This is a genomic window from Paenibacillus agaridevorans (genome assembly GCF_018604145.1).
GTDB classification, from domain to species: Bacteria; Bacillota; Bacilli; order Paenibacillales; family Paenibacillaceae; genus Pristimantibacillus; species Pristimantibacillus agaridevorans.
Window position 1 is genome coordinate 5,321,883 of the sequence record NZ_CP075889.1, and the last position, 18,713, is coordinate 5,340,595.

General features: G+C 56.1%; 12 protein-coding genes. All 12 read right to left on the reverse strand.

Translation table 11 applies throughout. The features are described 5' to 3' along the window. Positions 1–6: 6 nt before the first annotated feature. Positions 7–5,826: an S-layer homology domain-containing protein gene (locus KJW29_RS21625; protein WP_214626149.1), complete on the reverse strand. Its 5,820-nt coding sequence runs from the start codon at positions 5,824–5,826 to the stop codon at positions 7–9. A gap of 119 nt (positions 5,827–5,945) precedes the next feature. Then, positions 5,946–7,481, reverse strand: coding sequence for an ABC transporter substrate-binding protein (locus KJW29_RS21630; RefSeq protein ID WP_214626150.1), 1,536 nt, complete (start codon positions 7,479–7,481; stop codon positions 5,946–5,948). Positions 7,482–7,602: 121 nt separating this feature from the next. Beyond that, the gene (locus KJW29_RS21635) at positions 7,603–8,487 is read right to left on the reverse strand and encodes a carbohydrate ABC transporter permease (RefSeq protein WP_214626151.1); all 885 of its coding nucleotides are present in this window, start codon (positions 8,485–8,487) and stop codon (positions 7,603–7,605) included. Positions 8,488–8,500: 13 nt separating this feature from the next. After that, positions 8,501–9,430, reverse strand: a complete 930-nt coding sequence (locus KJW29_RS21640) for an ABC transporter permease (RefSeq protein WP_214626152.1) — start codon at positions 9,428–9,430, stop codon at positions 8,501–8,503. A 650-nt stretch (positions 9,431–10,080) separates the two neighbouring features. After that, positions 10,081–11,112 carry an ABC transporter substrate-binding protein gene (locus KJW29_RS21645; RefSeq protein WP_214626153.1) on the reverse strand — a complete coding sequence of 344 codons (1,032 nt, stop codon included), beginning with the start codon at positions 11,110–11,112 and terminating at the stop codon, positions 10,081–10,083. 136 nt (positions 11,113–11,248) lie between these two features. Beyond that, positions 11,249–12,124 carry an AraC family transcriptional regulator gene (locus KJW29_RS21650; RefSeq protein WP_214626154.1) on the reverse strand — a complete coding sequence of 292 codons (876 nt, stop codon included), beginning with the start codon at positions 12,122–12,124 and terminating at the stop codon, positions 11,249–11,251. A 13-nt stretch (positions 12,125–12,137) separates the two neighbouring features. Further along, positions 12,138–13,172 (reverse strand): FecCD family ABC transporter permease, encoded by a 1,035-nt coding sequence (locus KJW29_RS21655; protein ID WP_214626155.1) that lies wholly within the window; start codon positions 13,170–13,172, stop codon positions 12,138–12,140. After that, complete coding sequence (locus tag KJW29_RS21660; protein ID WP_246608319.1) at positions 13,173–14,348, reverse strand: FecCD family ABC transporter permease; 1,176 nt, start codon at positions 14,346–14,348, stop codon at positions 13,173–13,175. Positions 14,349–15,166: 818 nt separating this feature from the next. Then, positions 15,167–15,355, reverse strand: coding sequence for a hypothetical protein (locus tag KJW29_RS21665; RefSeq protein WP_068687297.1), 189 nt, complete (start codon positions 15,353–15,355; stop codon positions 15,167–15,169). Positions 15,356–15,536: 181 nt separating this feature from the next. Further along, positions 15,537–15,716, reverse strand: a complete 180-nt coding sequence (locus KJW29_RS21670; RefSeq protein ID WP_087570476.1) for a hypothetical protein — start codon at positions 15,714–15,716, stop codon at positions 15,537–15,539. Between the two features lie 159 nt (positions 15,717–15,875). Beyond that, positions 15,876–16,304, reverse strand: coding sequence for a PaaI family thioesterase (locus KJW29_RS21675; protein WP_214626156.1), 429 nt, complete (start codon positions 16,302–16,304; stop codon positions 15,876–15,878). Between the two features lie 6 nt (positions 16,305–16,310). Then, positions 16,311–18,059: a long-chain-fatty-acid--CoA ligase gene (locus KJW29_RS21680; RefSeq protein ID WP_246608875.1), complete on the reverse strand. Its 1,749-nt coding sequence runs from the start codon at positions 18,057–18,059 to the stop codon at positions 16,311–16,313. Between the last annotated feature and the right edge of the window lie 654 nt (positions 18,060–18,713).

An 18,713-nucleotide genomic window follows, 5' to 3' on the forward strand; every position in this document is an offset into this window, starting at 1 on the left:
GTCTGTCTACTGTCCGATAGTCAGCATTCTTGCAAGAGCCGCCGCCGCTTGCGCCCGCGTGACAGCCCTAAGCGGCTGGAATCGTTCATTGCCCGTTCCCTGCATAATGCCCGTCTCCGTCAATTGCCGTACGGCTTCGAGCGCCCACTCGCTGATCTGGCCGCTGTCCGCATAGGCGGTGCCTGCAGTCGCGCTCCCAAACGTCATACCGGCATAACGGCGTGCGCGATCCAGCATAACCGCCATTTGTTCGCGGGTAACGACTTCTTGCGGATGCACGGCTCCGTCGTAGCCGTTCATAATCCCCGCCGCATGAAGCGCCGTGATCTCGCCCGCATACCAGGCATCCGCCTCGACATCCGAGAACGCGCCGGTTTCGTTGGACTTCGGAAGGCCCAGCATTCGAGCCAGCAGCGCCGCGAATTCCGCCCTCGTAATCGTCCGTTCCGGCTCAAAGCGTTCGTTCGCCGTACCTCGCATGTAATCCCGCAGCCCCAGCTCTGCGATATACTCATAAGCCCAGTGCTTATTCGTAACATCCGCGTAATCGCGTTCAAAGAGGAATACGGACGCCTCTACCCCCGAATGAGCGGTATACGACGCTTCGCCGCCGCCAAGCTCCAGTCCGCCTTCGGCGTAACGCCATTCCTTCGCTATTTCGTCGAAAGCGAACAAGGCGATCCGTTTGCCGCTTGCTTGAAGATCATCGTCCAGATCGAGAAAAACCTTGGCCGACAACCCGACGGCCTGGCCGGTCTTTGCGGTTCGGACAGTCAACTTGGCCGCATCGGCAACCCCGCTGAATCCGCTTCGTCCGAACAAGGCCGGAGCGGTCTCCCATTCGATGACGAGATCGCCTTCCGCAAGCGCTTGGCCTAGCTGCTCCGCCGTCAACAGAATGCGGAATCCCTTCCCTTCGAACTGAAGCTCCCTGCCGGATTCCCGCACTTCCTCGCGTATGGCCGCAGGAACCTCGATCCGGTGCCGGCTGACCGATTGCCCGTCGGCGAATCGTAATTCCACTGGTCCGGATTGGCCATTGCGCAGCTCGCGAACCAGCGGCTCCGCATGAATTCGAATGACGGACCTTCCATCGTGCAAAAGGCTTTCATAGGTGCGCTCACCATCCGGCTCCTCGCCTCCGTTGCCGCCATTCCCGGTACCGCCAGTGCCTCCGTCGCCATTGCCTCCTGTGCCTTCGCCGCCATTGCCGCCATTGCCGCCTGTTTCGCCTTCGCCCGCTTCCTCCTCTTCCGGAGCGAATTGGAATTTCTTTAGATTGGCTACCCCGAAGCCGCCTTTAAACACCAGGTAGACGTTATGAATGCCCTGCACGTTCCCTGTTATTGCCGTCTGCTGCACTACGAAGTTGGTGAAGGCGCCCGTGGAAGCGACCGTCAGTTTGCCGAGCAGCGGACCGTCCGCCGCATGCAGCCGTACTTCGATATCTTTGCCTGCCTGCGCCTCCGCTACGGCCACGTCCGCTATGAAGGCGGTTGCTCCCCGATTGAATTCCACGTTGTTGTATTGCACCCAATCGTTGTTGTCCAGACTTCCGATGGAGTCGCTGGCCGCGACGACCGTAACGCCCGACATCTCGTCAAAGCCGGTCGCCGCAATACTCGTATAAGCCGAACGAACAACCGCGTTGCCGTCGGGCACAGCCGTAAAGACTTCCGTCTCGCGTTCCGCGGAGCCGTATTTGGCCGCAATCGAAATATAATAGGTCGTGTCGTTGGTCAGCCCCGTCAAGGTATGGTAGGTCTGTCCCGCCGGCAGCTCCGTCTGCGCGTCGGGATTTCCCGGCACCGTGCCGTATCGGATTACATAGCCCGTTACGCCTTCATGTCCCGTCCAAGACAACGACACCGCGCCGTCCCGCGGAGTGACGTCGCCGACCAGCGGCGCCTTGAGCTCCAGCTCGGAGCGCGACAGCGACACGTCCGAGAAGACCGCTTCCGCGTATGCCTCAGACGTTCGGGAAGATACCGCGAGCCCCGCCAGCATCTCTTCGGGCATATCCAGAATCAGCTGCTGCATTTGCACCCACTCGCCGTTGCTCATGTAGTAGCTCGTAAACAGCTTCTTCTCCCTGGTGACCTTAAGCTTGGTCGGCATCGGTACGGGAGATATATTTTTGTAGGTAGTGAGTCCCCCGTTCGACATGCGCACGGTCGTGAACACCTCGCCGTTCGGCTTCATCCGCAGATAGAAGTTGGCGGCGTCCTGTGCGTCGCGCGAACGGAACATGATGCCCGCCATCGTATTGCTGTCCGTATTCGTAAGCGACTCCAAAGTCGCCTCCATCGTGATCTTCTCTGCGTCCGCGTTCTGTACCCACTGCGAGATATAACCGAATTCGTCGCTTGTTCCCCATACGTCCGCTCCTACCGCGCGAAGCGTATATTCGCCGCGTTCATAGGAGGCATAGTTGGGCTGGGCGCCGTAATTCCGAAGCTCCCACGGCGAAGCCAGGCTATCCCACTTCGGAATGCTAATCCGGTAGTCGTCGACATCCACGTCCGCGTTCCAAATCTGCAGCCCTGCGGATCCTGCAGCCAGCGGGTTTGCATCTTCGTATTCGATGAGCAGCTCGTCATTGACGTACCCCCTTACGTAGCCCGGGCTGACCGACAGCCGGAAAGTATACCATTCTCCCGGTACGAGGGTGAAGTCCGTCTCTTGCACCATGCCGCCCGCCGCCCGCTTCTCGAGCTGAAGCTTGCCGGTATTGCGGTACATCAGCTGATACCGCGTTCCAGCCCCGACGGGATTGGAATCGTTGCCGATCAGGAACACCATCTGCGCCGAAGCGTTGCTTCCCAGCCAGTTGTTCACTCTCAGCCTGGATTCGATCGAGTAATGCGTCCTGCCCAACGCTCTCTTCTGATTGCCGAACGTGCCGTTGAAGTGAAGCAACTTGCCGTCTTCGTCATCCGTCAACTGCCAGGTGCCGGGACTGGCCGAGCTTTCCTGTACCCAGCCGGGCTGTAGCTCGTCTTCGAAGAGATCCTCGAACAACACGGCCGTTCCGCCATAGGAAGCCACTATCGGAGAAGGCTCGCCGGATCCCAGACGATTGACGGCTTCCACGTAATAATAGTAGTCGTGCAAGGCGCTGACGTCGGTGTCGACATAGCTCAGCTCATTCGCCAGCACGGCGATCCGCTCGAATGCCGCGTCAGGATGGGAGCCCCGATACACATGATACTCGGTGGCCATGTCGACCCGGTTCCAGGCAAGCTGCACATGATCCAGGCGGGTAAACGCCAGATTCGGCGCATCCGGCACCCGGTCCGTCACCCGGCTGTCGAACGTCATGACGCCATTGGCATTGGCCAGCTCTGCCGGACGCGAATACGAAGCGCTATATGCGATTACCTTCCAATAGTAGGTTTCGTCATAAGTAATCGCGCCTTCCAAGACATGTCGAGTCCGACCCGTGACCGTGTCCGACACGATCTCGGCGAATTGATTGTCCGTTGCGACGAGAAGACGATACTGTACGGCGCCCGCGGAAGGCTCCCAGCGAAACTCCACGTTTAACGGATCCACGTCTTGTCCGGCGTTGGCCGGCGCGCTGACATCGAACGTCCCCAATGACGCGTTCCAATCCCGGTATTCATCGTCGTACAGACCGATCGACGCAAACGGAATCGGCTCGAAGCCGGGAATTTGCGTATAAACCTCCGAGTTCGGCATCAGCTCGAAGTTCATCGCATCCGCATCGACGAAGCCGGGATCCGCGTTCGTGATCCAGTTCCCTGCGACGGTCATGGGGCCATTGCGGTATAAAGCGCCGCCCACGACGACATTGTCCTCCATGATGTTGCTGTCCAGCGGCAGCTGCACGGGCACGTTATTCCCGTCGTAATAGCCTGATAGAATTGGATACTTGCTGGCGTAAGGCTCCTGCTTAATGTTGATGCTCCCAAGCAGACGATTGCGTTGAATGGGCTCGTTCAGAAATTCCACCCATCGCGTTTGAGTCCAGAGCGTCGCCTGGATGACATGCGGAATGTCGATCGATATATTATTGCGGAATACGTTATGATGACCGCCATGGATGTGCATATTGGCATTGCTGCCCGCCTTGTAGAAGACGTTGCCGTGAATCAACTGCCCGCTTGCCCCATCGTCCAGGAAGACGGCTTGCGAAGCATGGTCGCTGCCCAGATGATGGAAGAAGTTATAGCGAATGACGTTGCCCTGCTCGCTTGCGTTGCGTCCCATGTAGATGGAGCCCATATCGTCCGCTTCCCGCAGCACGTGATGAATCTCGTTTTTCTCAATCACATGATCGTTGCCGTTCAAATAAATCGCCATATGCGGCGAGTTGTAAATCTCGTTATTTGCCGCGACATTGCCCGCGCCGGTCAGCCAGATGCCCGGTCGATAACCTTCGTCGCGACGGTTGAAGTCGCTGATCTTGTTGTTTCGCACCTGCACGTTGCCCGGCGTCAGCGTTTCTCGATTGCCCGCGCCGACGTAGATGCCGCCCGCTCCCGTTCCCGTCACCTCGTTGCCGGCAATGACGTGGTTGACGCCGCCAAGCCGGTCCCAATCCTGATTCAGATAGATGTGTCCCTGAATATTGCCCACCACGCGGGACTCCGGCACGCCCGTAAATTCGTGAACGGTATAACCAGGCCCCCGCACGCCCTGACCGACGGAGATCGCCACGGTTCCGAGATTGCGGAACGTATTGCCGGCAATCGTATTGCCGTCGCCGCCCTCCATGTAGATTCCCATATCCCGGCTGTTTTCGAAGATAAAGCCTTGTATCTTAATAAAGGAAGCATCCTCTATTGCGGCAAGCGGCTCCTCCAGCATGGAGGCCTGTATGCGCGCTCCGCTTAACGAAACGGTCGGGTACAAGTACAGCGTGCTGCTGTCATAGTCCAGGAAATATTCGCCCGGCTCGTCGATCTCCTCTAGCAGATTATAGGCGTAGTAGGTTTTCCAGGCGGCGTTGGCGGTCGACAAGCCGTACAAATGGGCGTCTGCAAGCTTGATCGTGCGGGCCGTCGTATCGATTTCCTCCACCCGGATATTGTCTTCCGCGAAGCCGTAGCCGAAGTAACCGTGCAGCATAAGCTGCGTTGCCCCGGTCCAACGGTCGGCGCGATCATAATCGTATTTGAACTTGCCTCCCCGATTGCTATTGTCGTTCTGCCGCGGAATCGAGCCGGTATCCAGCACCTGTCCGAGCGGCAGATAACCTTCATTGGGCCAACGGGCCAGATGCATGGCCTGCTCGTTTACGAACAGCTCCAGAGGCGCGGACACAACGTCGTGCAGATAACCATGTCTGCGGTATTGCCCCAGATCGGTTATTCCCTCCGCGTCGAGATCGATCTGCAGCACATGCGCCCTTCCCTCCTCCGGAATGCGGGCCAGCGTCGCCGGATCGCTCACCGGCGAAAACGCTGTTCCGTCCAACTGGAGGCCGCCGCTGATGCGCACCTCTTCGCCCGGGTACGCGGAGTAGACGATCGGCTTCGAAGCCGTGCCGGAATCCTCCTCCAGCAATTCGAAGGTAGACGTCAGCCGATATTCCCCTTCCCTTACATAGACGGCAACGCCGCCTTCGGGCAGTCCCGCTCCGGTCTTTAGTTGACGGATGCGGTCTCTCGCTCCCTCAAGCGTCGCTAGCGGATGCGTGAGCGTTCCGTCATTGCCGTCGTCCCCGGTCAGACTGACGTACAGCTCCGCTCCGGGAGTCGGACTGTCGGCGGATACTTCCCTGTCATTGCGGTAAACCGTCTCCAGTACAACCTGAAGGGCGAGCAAAATAGCGAGCAACAACGCTGCTTTGGATTTCATTATTTCTCCTCCTTTTTTATAGCCATTGCAATGATAACGCTTTCTTTAGTTCCCCTAATTAAAGGGCCGGCGAGACGGCGTTCCATGCCGCCTCGTCCCCGCCCCTTCCACGCTGCCTTTTATTGCCCGGACGCCTTCCATTCGTCCAATTGACGTTGCGCTTCCTCAATGACTCTGTCGATGCCGGCCTGCTTGAGCTTGCCCTGGAACTCTTCCAGAATGCGGTCCGCAGCGACCGTGCCTGTATTTAGACCAGGCCCGTATTCGTCGATGACGGTCGTTACGTTCGCGATCTCCGCGCTGACGCTTTCCGTTACGAACTTGAAGCCGATAATCGGCGACGGCGTAGCGGATTCGTTAAGCTCCTTCGTCTCTTTGGCGACGTTCGGATCCTTGCCCGCCAGCGTATAGCCGTTGAAGACGTTGCCGAATACCCAGTCCGATGCGGTGTACGCGCTGTCGGGAACAAGCTCCACGCTGCCGTCGGACTTCTTGTTGTAATGGGTTCCCTCGATGCCGAACGCAAGCAGATTAAACAGCTCCGGGTCCGTATTTACCAAATTGATAAGCATCATCGCCCGCTCGGGGTTGCCGGAATGCACGGGAATGGCCTGCAGCGTCGTAATGATGGTGTTCGTGCCTACGTAGGCGTCCGTCGTAAAAGCGTATTGCATATCCTTGCCGCCTTGCGACGCCTTGGCTTCCGCTTCGCCGCCGGGTTTCAGCACGTTATGGAAGCCGCCTACGGCTTGGCCTGCCTTCTGATAGTCGCCGATCGACTTGAGCGTCGCCGCGTCTTCGTTGATGTATCCCTTTTCGTAGAAGTCTCTCATCGTATCCAGATACTGACGGTACTCTTCTGTCTCGTACATATTGACGATCTTGTCCGGATTGTCCAGATGGATGACCGCGATATTGGCAAGCACGCTCTCAAGTCCGTATGTGCGGTTCATGTAGCTGAACATCCCTTGGCGGCCTACCGCGAACGGGATCAAGTCGGGATGCTTCCGCTTGACCTGCTCCAGCAGCGGCGCAAGGTCCGCCAATTGTTTCATCTCCGCTTCAGGCTTGTACAGATCATAGAATTCCTTCTGCAGGACGAAGCCCTCGCGGTTCGTGACCGTCTGGTAATTCGGCACGCCGTAGATTTGGCCGTCGATCCGGGTGGCTTCCCATACGAAGTCGGGCATGCTCGCCTTCACGTCCGGGGCATAGCGGTCGATTAATTCGTCCAGCGGAATAAACGCGCCTTTGCTTTGATTCTGGACATAGTTGAAGTTCCAGTTGGAGGTCCAGACGATATCAGCCTTTTCGCCGGAGGCGATGACCGTATTCATCTTCTGCGTATAATCGCCAAAGGCCAGCGGCATCAGCTTGACGGTTGCGTTGATTTTCGGCTCGATGAGCTCGTTGACCTTGCTCTCCACGCTTTTTAGATCGGATGGTATCGCAGGCTGAGGATAATACCAGACCAGCTCTACCTTGGACAGTTCTTCGGCAGGTTTTTTCTCTTCCCCGTTCTGAGCCGTCCCCTTGTTGCCCGGCGCGGGATCGCTGCCGCCGTTTTTTCCGTTGCCGTTGCCCCCGCTGCATGCGGACAGCACTAGCGCGAGACAGAGTACGACTAACAGCATGATGTTTTTCTTCGGATACATGATTGCTCCTCCTTTGATGAAACCCCTTAATTGTATTATATCAACTCGAAGGACAAGGTCCTTCAAGAATGACATCGATAGGCAGCGGCAAGTGCGCCGTACGATCGTCGCAGAGCTAACGTTAGCTTTTGACCGAGCCGACCGTAAGTCCCGCCACGAAGTAACGTTGGAACATGGGGAATACGAACATCATCGGTCCCGCGGCAAGCACGGCCATCGCCATTCTTGTGGACAAGCTGGGGAACTGGGCCGAGGTCAAATTGACATTCACCAGATCCATGTTGGCCGATATAAATTCGATCGTATCCATGATGCGGTAGAGCAGCAGTTGCAGCGGCACAAGATGTTGCTCATTGATGAACAGCAGCCCCAGCCACCAGTCGTTCCAGTAGGCGAAAGAGATGAACAAGCCTACGGTTGCAAGCGCCGGCGTCGAAAGCGGCAAGACGATGCGGAGAAATATGCGCCATTCGCTCGCCCCGTCGATCTTGGCGGAATCAAAGATTTCGACCGGCAGCTTCTCCAGGAACCCTTTCATGATGAGCAGGTAAAACGGACTGACCAGATAGGGAACGATCAGCGCGCCGAGCGTATCCTTTAATTGCAGATACTGCGTTACCAGAATATAGAACGGAACAAGTCCGCCGTTAAACAGCATCGTAAATACGATAAACAGCATCGTCGGTCGGCGATATCGATAATCTCTGCGCGATACCGCGTAGGCCGCCATCGTAGTCATCAGCAATGCGCACGCCGTGCCGATGACCGTTACGCCGATGGTCACCTGGTACGCCTGCAGCAGCTGCAGCGGATTGCGGAGCACGATCTCGTAAGCGAACGTGTCCCACTGCGCCGGGATGAACCGGTATCCGTTATGGAGCAGCGACTCCTCGCTCGACAGGGAGATGGCGACCACCAGCAGGAGCGGCGCGAGAATGGCGGCGGATAGGACCGCGAAAAAGAGATTGATCACGATGGGCGCCGCATTCGGTTTCCGGGTTGTCATTAGTCGCTCCTCCTTACCATAAGGCGTTGTCCGAGTTGATTTTTTTAATAATGTAGTTGGTGGTCAGCACCAGCGCGAAGCCAACGACGGACTGGTACAGCCCTACCGCGGTCGACATGCCGATATCCCCCACCACCCGCAGCGAGCGGTATACGTACGTATCGATGACGTCCGTCGCGCCGTACAGAAATCCGACATCGTTGGGAATAAAGTAGAACAATCCGAAGTCCGCCCTGAAAATATTGCCGACCGCCACGATGAACAGAATGACGACCAGCGGCGTCAGCAAGGGAATCGTAATATGGCGGATCATCTGCATCTTGCCCGCTCCGTCGATCCGAGCCGCTTCGTAATAACTGGAGTCGATCCCCAATATGCCCGCGTAGTAGATCAGCGTGGAGAACCCCACCGACTTCCATAAGTAGACGAGAATGATGATGACCGGCCAGTATGCCGAGGTCTCGTACCATCGCACGGGATCTTGCCCTAAGAACGTCAACAGCTGGTTGAGGAATCCGCTTTTGTGATCCAGAAATCCCATCGTCACGTAGCTGACCACGACCCAGGACAAGAAGTAGGGCAGAAACATGACCGTCTGGTGGATCTTCAGCCATCGTCGCCCGATCTCGTTCATCATAATGGCAAAAGCGATCGCGATGACGGTGCCCAACACGATAAAAGCGCCGTTGTACAAAATGGTGTTTCTCGTAATCCGAAAGGCCGTATCCGACTGGAAGAAGAAACGGAAGTTATCCCAGCCTACCCAGTCGCTGCCCCACAGACCTTTGGCGAAGTTGTATTTCTTGAAGGCGATAATCAAGCCTACTAGGGGCAAATAATTAAAGATCAGCTTAAACGTCACGGCGGGCAGCGCCAGCATGAACAGCTCCCTGTTTCTCCGTCCGTGCTTCCACTCCGCTCGGGCCCATGATAGTATTCGCATTGCCGTCCGACTCCTTTTCTGCTTGCTCGACTCATGCCGCCTGCCGGTTGCATATCCCCATTATGTCAGCCGACATGGGCGTTGTTTACTGTAAATCGGGCACTTTGGACTGTCGTTTGGGACCACTATGAATTCGGACTATGCTCCGGGACGCCGTCCGAAACGGCATTTGTGCGTCAACATGAAAAAATCACCCCTGAAGGGGGGGATAACGGGGGACGGATTGTCTAAGTTATATGCATGCGTTAAGCTGCTCGTCATCGCCATTCTAACGGACATCAGCGACGCTAACGCTCGGCATTTATGCTTTTCAGAATCGTAACCGACATTACAGCCTATTTGCGCCAAACCTGCCTGATTTCGCACCATTTATGCGTAGTAGCGTCCCCTTGTCCGTTAAAACGTGACTATAACGAAAAAGCGAACAATAGAGCTTCTGATGTCCGTTAGCCCCATTAACTACTCCAGGTTCATAGTCGCTGCATCGTCATCCGTATCGCATTTTCACGCTAAACATCCTATCTACAATAAAAATCAACAACAACAAATCAACAACAAAAAAGCTTTCCCCCGAAGGAGAAAGCTCTTTGAACATATACTTTTACTTGTCCAGCGTCCCGACTATCCTGTCGGAGCCGCTGCAATGGCCATTACTTGTCCAACGCCTCAACCACCGTGTCAATGCCGTAGCTTTGGCCAATTGGTCCGTAGCCCATGCCGAGCGTACCGTTGAAGCCGTACACTTGACCGTTCTTGACGGCCTTCAGACCTTTCCATACTTCGGTTTTCTCCCATTCGTCGGAGACGGCAGCCATGTCCGGATTGTCATAGTTGAAGTACCCCAGGAAGAGATGGTCCGGGTTCAGCGCGGCCAAACCTTCCAGCGACATCTCGGCACCGGCTGTCATAATGGGATCCTCCGGCGCTTTAAGCCCGATCCCCTTATCGTAATAAGGAGTCAGCGTCTGAGTGCCGCCCTGGTAGGCTACCGTATCGCGAATTTGCAGGAAGGCGACTCCGCCTTCTACGTCTGCCAGCTTTTCCTTCGCGTCCTTGATCTTGTTCTCGAAGCCGGCGATAAAGTCCGATGCCACTGTTTCTTGACCAAGCATTTCACCGAATTTGGCGACAAGAGCCGGCCAGTTGGTCCATACGTCCGTCTGCGCTTCGTCGATGACGACGGTCGTCGCGATTTTCTCCAACTGCTCCGTTATTTCGGCGTTGACCGCGTTGCCCGCGATGATGAGATCCGGACCATACTCAAGCAGACTCTCCATGTTCACCGTCGTGTTCTCGCCGACGACCGCCAGTTCGTCGATCTTGTCGACAAAAGGCTTGTAGTTCTCGGAGTCCAGCGAGGAGTTTTCCTTTGTAAACGGCAGCGCAAGCCCCACCGTCTTCAGGTCGAATACCAGAATGGATTCGATATACCCCCAGTGAACGACGGCCACGCGCTCCGGCTGCTTCTCGATGACGATGATTCCGTTTGCCGCTTCGATCGTGCGCGGGAATGCCGCGGTCGGCTCTTGCGTTGCTTCCGCGTTCGGCGAAGCAGTAGGCGATGAGCTTGGCTCGCCTCCGTTATTGGATCCCGCGTTGCCGGAGCAAGCGCTCAGGAACAGGATAAGGCTTAACATTCCGATAATTGCGGCATAACTTGTTTTGCTCGACTTTCTAAACATGACTAGCATCCTCTCTTCGGCTACCCATACCGATAACGATTCTCATTAACAATTAAAACAGTACCATCCCTCGAGCGGAATGAGAATAGAGAGATTCCCGCGGGAGGGATGGACGATTTCCATGCCAGGCTGCGCGTCAGCGTTCCAGCTCCCTGCCGATCAGTCCGATTTGACTGGGAGCGATGCCTTTATATTTTTTGAACAAGCGGCTGAAATAATACGGATCCGCATAACCGACGCTGCGGGCGACGGCGGACACCGAAAATTGCTTCGTCTGCAGCCACTCCTGCGCCTTGTTCATCCGATAGTGGATCAAGTAGTCGATAGGACCCATTCCGGTATACTTCGTGAATAGATGCGAGAAGTACTTGGCCTTCAGCTTGTACCGCTCGGCGAGCGTCGCAAGAGTAATTGGTTCCGTAAAATGCGTCTGGATATACTGGATCGCATCTTCGATGACAGGATAACTTTCCTTATTCTGCCCATGACGCTCCGATTGCAATACATTGGCGATAATCTGGTAGAAGATCGACTTCTTCTCCAGCAGATTCATGAAATCCGGGGACGAGTCGGCCTCCAGCAAACTGTCGACGAGCCTCAGCAGCTCAGGCGCAAGCGCAGCCTCCAGAAAAGCAATGTCCCGGGGCTCCCTTATTCTCCCTTCAGCAGCCGCGCCTTCCTCCGAACGGTCGAGAAGAGCCTTATCCGAATCAACATGCACAGGCAAATAATGGACAAGACAATACCGAAATCCCCGTTCTCCGGCAATAATCTCCAGCCGCCTGCCCGCTCCGCCGATCAATACCTTCCCCGGTGCAAGCAGATAGCTCTCATCGTCGAACAGAAACTCCGCTTCCCCATCGAGCGCGATAAGGACGCCGCATCGGGCCGTCGGCTTGTCCACATGCCCGCCGTAGACCCGATTGGCTTCCAACTGCGTGCGGTATACGCCGTACAGCGCAAGCGGCGTATTGGCGAAATATTGAGCCAGCTCTTCGTAGGCATATCCCACGGTCGACAACCTCCTAGCCTCTCGTTCTTGTCATCAAATACAAGAAATAAGGCGCTCCGATTACGGCCGTGACGATGCCCGTAGGAATCTCGGTAGGCTGGATAACCCAGCGCCCGATCGTATCTGCCGTAAGGACCAGCAACGCGCCGACTAGTGCCGATGCCGGCAGCAGTCCTTGATGCTTCGGTCCGACGAGCCGCTTCGCGAGATGCGGGCCGATCAAGCCGACAAAACCGATACCGCCGCTGACCGCGACGCAGGATGCTGCCAGCGCTACGCCTGCCGCAAGAAGCTTAAGCTGCTCGCGCGAGACATGGGCGCCGAGACCGCGCGCCGTCGCGTCGCTTAAGTTCAGCACGTTCATTGTCTGGGCCTTGGTCATGACGTACGGAATCAGGAACAACAGCCATGGCAACAGCGCCATTACGAACTTCCAGTTGGTGCCCCATATGGAGCCTGCCAGCCATGTAGCGACCATCTGATATTTCTCAGGATTGAGGCGCAGCGTCAATACGATCATGGCCGCGCTGATGCCGGCGGCCACTGCGACCCCCGTCAGAATGAGACGGGTTGGCATAATGCCTTCATGTTTTTTGTACGCGAGCACATAGATCAGAAACGCCGTCAGCGCCGCTCCCCCGAAAGCCAGCATAGGCAGGAAAAAGACGGGAACGTTGGCCGTTGTCGGGAAGTAAGACACATACAGCATGACGACGAGACCCGCGCCTGCGTTGATGCCCAGCAGGCCGGGATCGGCAAGCGCGTTGCGCGTGATGCCCTGCATAATACAGCCGGATAATGCGAGTCCTGCGCCGATCAGCATCGAGATAACGATACGGGGCAGCCTGAATTGGAAAAGAACAAGCTCTTGCCGATCCGTTCCTTGCCCGAACAAGGTCATAAATAAATCCTTTGGCGTCAGTTTGATGACGCCGGTGTTCATGCTTATGATGAATGTGGTGAAGATAAGCACGGCAAGTATGCTCATTACCAGGATGGAGCGGCTGCGGCGTTTCTTCTCGATGGATTCTGCGGTGATGGCCTGCATCTACAGCTCCCTCCTTTCCTTGCGCGCCAGATACAGGAAAAACGGCACGCCGATAAGCGCGATGAGCGCTCCGATAGGCGTCTCTTCGGGCGGATTAACCATACGGGCGGCAATGTCGGCAAAGATAACGAGCAGCGCGCCCAGAATGGCGGAGCACGGAATGATCCAGCGATAGTCGACGCCGACAAGCTTCCGCGTCAGATGCGGAATAATGAGGCCGACGAAGCCGACCGCACCGACGACGGCTACCGCGGAGCCCGCCAGAATAAGCACCACGATGGCGCAAAGAGCTTTAACCAAACCCGTTCTCTGGCCGAGACCGCGCGCAATGTCCTCGCCCAGGCTGAGCATAGTCACCGAACGGGATAACACGATGCCCATCACGAGCGCCACGGCAACCCACGGAAACATAACCTGCAATTGATCCCAGCGTGTTCCCGCGACGCCTCCCGCATACCAGAAAGCGATATCTTGCCCGATCTTGAAGTAAAGCGCGATGCCCTCTGCCAGCGCGCTAAGCAATGCGCTCAACGCGGCTCCGGCCAATACGAGGCGGGCAGGCGAAAGGCCTCCCTTGGCAAGCGCGCCGATGCCGTATACCAAGCCCGCGCCGAGCGCCGCTCCCACAAACGAGAACAGGATAACGGACATGAACGGCAGGCCCGGGAAAAATGCGAAGCAGATAGCAAGCATAAAACCCGCCCCTGAGTTGATGCCCAGCAAGCCGGAGTCGGCAAGCGGGTTGCGGGTCATGCCCTGCATGATCGCGCCGGCCACCGCGAAACTCGCCCCCACCATTGCGCCGCCAAACACGCGCGGCAGACGGAGCTCTCTGATAATCTGGTGATCGGTCAGCTCGGGATTGAACTGAAAGATCGCTTGCCACACGACCTTGAATGAGATGTCCGCTGCCCCGAAGTTAATAGAAAGGAAAAGTCCAAGCACGAGCGCGATAAGACCGCCAAACAAGACGACCGTAGCAGCAATCGGTCTGCTCTTGATGGGGGCGTGCGAGGATGGCGTAGTCGTTGCGGTACCAGAAAATGCGGGATGATAAGAATGGGATGACTGCTGCGCTTCCGATACGGAAGATGTTTGCATTGTCGCATTTATTGCTGCTGCGTCCGCCTCTGCCGGCTTGGAGCCGTTTCTGGTCTTGTTTGATCTAGTCGACATGGGTTCCTATACCTTCTTATCTTTTATTGATATTGATTCTCAATAACAATCACATTGAAATTATAGAGGAAATGCCCCCCGATTGCAACGATAAAAACTCTTTGCTCAGCAATTCGAGCGTGACTGCCCGCCTCAGCGCGTAATATCGGAGGTATAACTCCCGGGCTCTAACGGACAGCACTTGCTAATTTTTGTACTTTTTAGAGTCATAAGCGTTACTAACGCCTATGGACGCTAATCAGAGTTACTTTCCGGTCCATCGGCGCTTTTAACGCCTACAGCTGCTTGTTCGCCTACTTTTTGGAGCCATAATCGTTATTAACGCTTATGAACGTTAATCAAAGTTACTTTCCGGTCCATCGGCGCTTTTAACGCCTACAGCTGCTCGTTCGCCTACTTTTTGGAGCCATAAGCGTTACTAACGCCTATGGACGTCAATCAGAGTTACTTTCTGGTCCATCGGCGTTTTTAACGCCTACAGCTGCTTGTTCGCCTACTTTTTGGAGCCATAAGCGTTACTAACGCCTATGGATGTTAATCAGAGTTACTTTCTGGTCCATCGGCGCTTTTAACGCCTACAGCTGCTCGTTCGCCTACTTTTTGGAGCCATAATCGTTATTAACGCTTATGGACGTTAATCAAAGTTACTTTCCGGTCCATCGGCGCTTTTAACGCCTACAGCTGCTCGTTCGCCTACTTTTTGGAGCCATAGGCGTAAAAAGCGCCTATGGACGCTATGTCGCATAATTTCCTAAAATAAAAAAGCCCTGCTCCCCGTCCTGCAAACGGGAAACAAAGCTTGAATTGTCACTGTGTCATCATCCTACCGAGGAGTTCAATCTGCCGAGCTCGTCTTCGACAAGGGAAGTTAACTCATCCTCATATCCGCCTGTTATGCGATATTTGCGAATGTAATCCTTCACAAACTTGCGCGGGTCCTTGGGCTGGAAAATTCTCGTAAGTTCCTTCAGGCTTTCCTTGACTTCATTCTGGCTATGCTTCGCCATGAAATCTCCTCCCTTATACGATGGATGGTCGTCCTAAACAGTATAATCCGAGAACGTATGCGGCTCTTACACCGCAAGAACCCCCTTCGGTGCAGGCTAACTCCATGGCCAATGAGTCACAATGTTTTCATTTTTCTTACTATTATATCAGTTTGCCCACAATTATGAAAGTGAACAAAAATTAACCCTTGGTCTGTTTTCGTTCGTCATCTGCCTCCGAGTCCGTGCTGGAGGCATCCTCCGAGGACTTGGATTCGGCGAGTTTCTCCTTTCTGTACATACGCAAATAAGCCACTACGCCGACTACGCCAACCGCAATTCCGAATGCGAGCAACGCGATCGTAACCCAATCCCGGGGCATGCCCCCACCTCCAATCTAATTCAAATATCGGCGAATCCCGACGTGGAATGTAGGGTCAAATTGCCCAAAAATTATTCCATATATTAGCTAATATTATATCGAAATCAACATAGACTGGCAACTCGTGGAAACTGTCCTTATGGAAAAATTTTCTTGCGATCATATTTTCCGGTAAGCTCCGCTCCCCCAGGCAAGAAGCTTTCCGTCCCCATCCATGACCGACGCTCGCAAAGTAATCGTACGTCCTGTGCGATGAATGGTTTCCGCTTCGCAGATCAAAGTTCCTTCCCTTGCACTGGATAGGAAATGGGTGTTCATATTGGCGGTAACTGTCCGCTCATTGCTCTCGGCAAGCATGACGAGTAGCCCCATTGCATTGTCCATCATCGACATCAGCACTCCGCCATGCACGATGCCCAGCATGTTCAGATGAGAGGGCTCGATGTTCAAACTGATCGTCGTCTTGGCTCCGTCCGCCGACACGACCTTGCACCCGAGCCTCCCCCAAAAAGTCTCCTCGGCCCGCTCCGCAAGCCGCTGCCATGCTTCTGCCTCCTCGGCTCGGCGCGCTGCCTCGTCTTCCCTCATTGCCTTCTAACCCTCCTTCGCCTTCTCCATCGACTCGGCTTCCTCTTCGGCCAACTTGCGGCGCAGCACCTTGCCTACCATCGTTTTTGGAAGCGTTTCCCTAAATGCATACCGGTGCGGCACCTTGTAAGCGGCCAGACGGTCTCTGCACCATCGGTCAAGCTGACTGTCCGACACATGCCAGCCTTCCTTCAGCACAATGAAAGCCTTCACCGTTTCGCCGCGGTATTCGTCCTTCACTCCGATGACGGCAGCCTCCCTCACCGCCGGGTGCTCGAACAGCACCTCCTCAACCTCGCGCGGGTAGACATTGAAGCCGCTCGCGATAATGACGTCCTTGATTCGATCCATAATCGTACAGTAGCCCTCTTCGTCGATTGTCGCCAAGTCTCCCGTATGGAGCCAGCCTTCTCGAAGCGTTGCGGCAGTTTCCTCGGGACGGTTCCAATACCCTGCCATTACCTGAGGGCCGCGAACGACAAGCTCGCCCATTTCCCCCGTCTTCAGCCTGCGTCCGGTAGACGGATCGACAATCGCGACATCGGTATCCGGGAACGGGAGGCCGATCGTGCCGATCTTCCGCTTGCCCCAGATGGGATTCGCATGAGTGACTGGCGACGCCTCTGTCAGCCCGTAACCTTCCACCAGCCTGCCGCCCGTAAGCGATTCGAATTGCTCCTGAACCTCCAGCGGCAGAGCCGACGATCCGCTGATGCACACATTAATGGAAGACAGATCGTTTTTGGCGGCGTTCGCATGGTTGATCAGGGCCACATACATCGTTGGAGCGCCAGGGAAAATCGTCGGTTTCTCGGCGTCGATCGTCTTTAGCACGACGTCCAGCTCGAAGCGCGGCAGCAGCACGAGCATCCCGGCCCGCAAGACGGACATGTTCATTAGTACCGTCAAACCGAACACATGGAACAACGGCAGCGCGGCCAGAAATTTTTCCTTGCCGTCCTCCGCCTTATAGCACCATGCCGACGTCTGGAGCGTGTTGGAGACCAAGTTGCCGTGCGTCAGCATCACTCCCTTTGGCGTCCCGGTAGTGCCTCCGGTATATTGCAGCGCCGCAAGCTCATCCCCGCGTCCAAGCTCCGGCAGCTCCAGGGAAGGCGCATGACCGGCGAGCAGCTTTTTGTACGCCAGCACGCCGTGCTTCCCGTACGGAATGTCGTTCATGAATCCTTCCTTGCGCTGCTTGATGGGATAAAGCAAATTTTTCGGGAAGGGCAGACCGTCTTTAATGGACGTGACAATGACATGACGAAGTGCCGGAACCGGTCCTTCCTCCGGCTTCTCGCCGCGAACGCGCGACAGCCTGCCGTAGAGAAGATCAATCGTGAGGATCGCGACGGCGCCGCTATCCTTCAATTGATGCTCCAGCTCCCGCTCCACGTACAGCGGATTCGTCTGCACGACGACGGCGCCGGCGAGCAGCACGCCATAGTAAGACACGACCGCCTGCGGACAATTCGGCAGCATAATGGCAACGCGGTCGCCCTTCGAGACTCCGAGCGCGACGAGTTCGGTGGCCAGTCGGACGGCGGCGGTATGGAGCTCGCGGTAGGTCATCGTTTTGCCCAGGAAGTGCAGCGCCTTGTGATCTGGAAAACGTCCCACCGAGTCCAGCAGGAACTGCGCGATGCTCTGATTCGGGTAGTTCAGCGAATGCGGCACCTCCGCCGGGTAGTTCGCCAGCCAAGGCCGGCTAAATGGCGCCTTGTCGCCAGGCGGAGTGCTCTCGCTCGACACTTCAGGATCCGGCGGGACGGTTTCGACTGAGCCTGATGCGGTGAGAGAAGAGGCTTCGCTGGAGCTCTCCGAAACGGCAGATGCCGACTCTGCCGGCGGTGACTCTTCGGATGGCGTTGCGGCTTCGTTGGAGAATTTTGCAGTGGCAGAGGGGGACTCGGATGGCGATGCATCTGCGTTGGAGGTAGCTATGTTCGTTTCGTCGACGGACGCGAGCTCACTGTCGCCAGACAACGCTCCTGATTCGGCCGGTATATCCGCAATCGGTGTCCCACCAGGCGACTCGCCCGCAGTGCCCCCCGAAGGATCCCCTTCGGCGGATGGGCTATCTGCTTCTTGCAGAACTCCTAACGCAACTTCAAGCGAAGTTTCCTCGGCTGGCGAATCCGCCCCCGGGAGCGCTTCGGTATCCCCGGCTTGATCCGCTGCCGGTTCAGGCGCCGCTTCCGATGCGGGAGCAGACTGCTCCGGCGGCGGAATGGCATCAACCGGTATTCTCGCAGCCAGAGTCGACGCTCCCTCTTCCCCGACGGCATCGGCGTCATGATCCATCGCTTCCGGCGAGTTAAGGAAGATGTCCGTTTCATCATCGACATGACCAGCGTCTGACGCTTGGTTCTGCGAGGAGGATTCTTCCCCCGAGTCGGTGTCGCC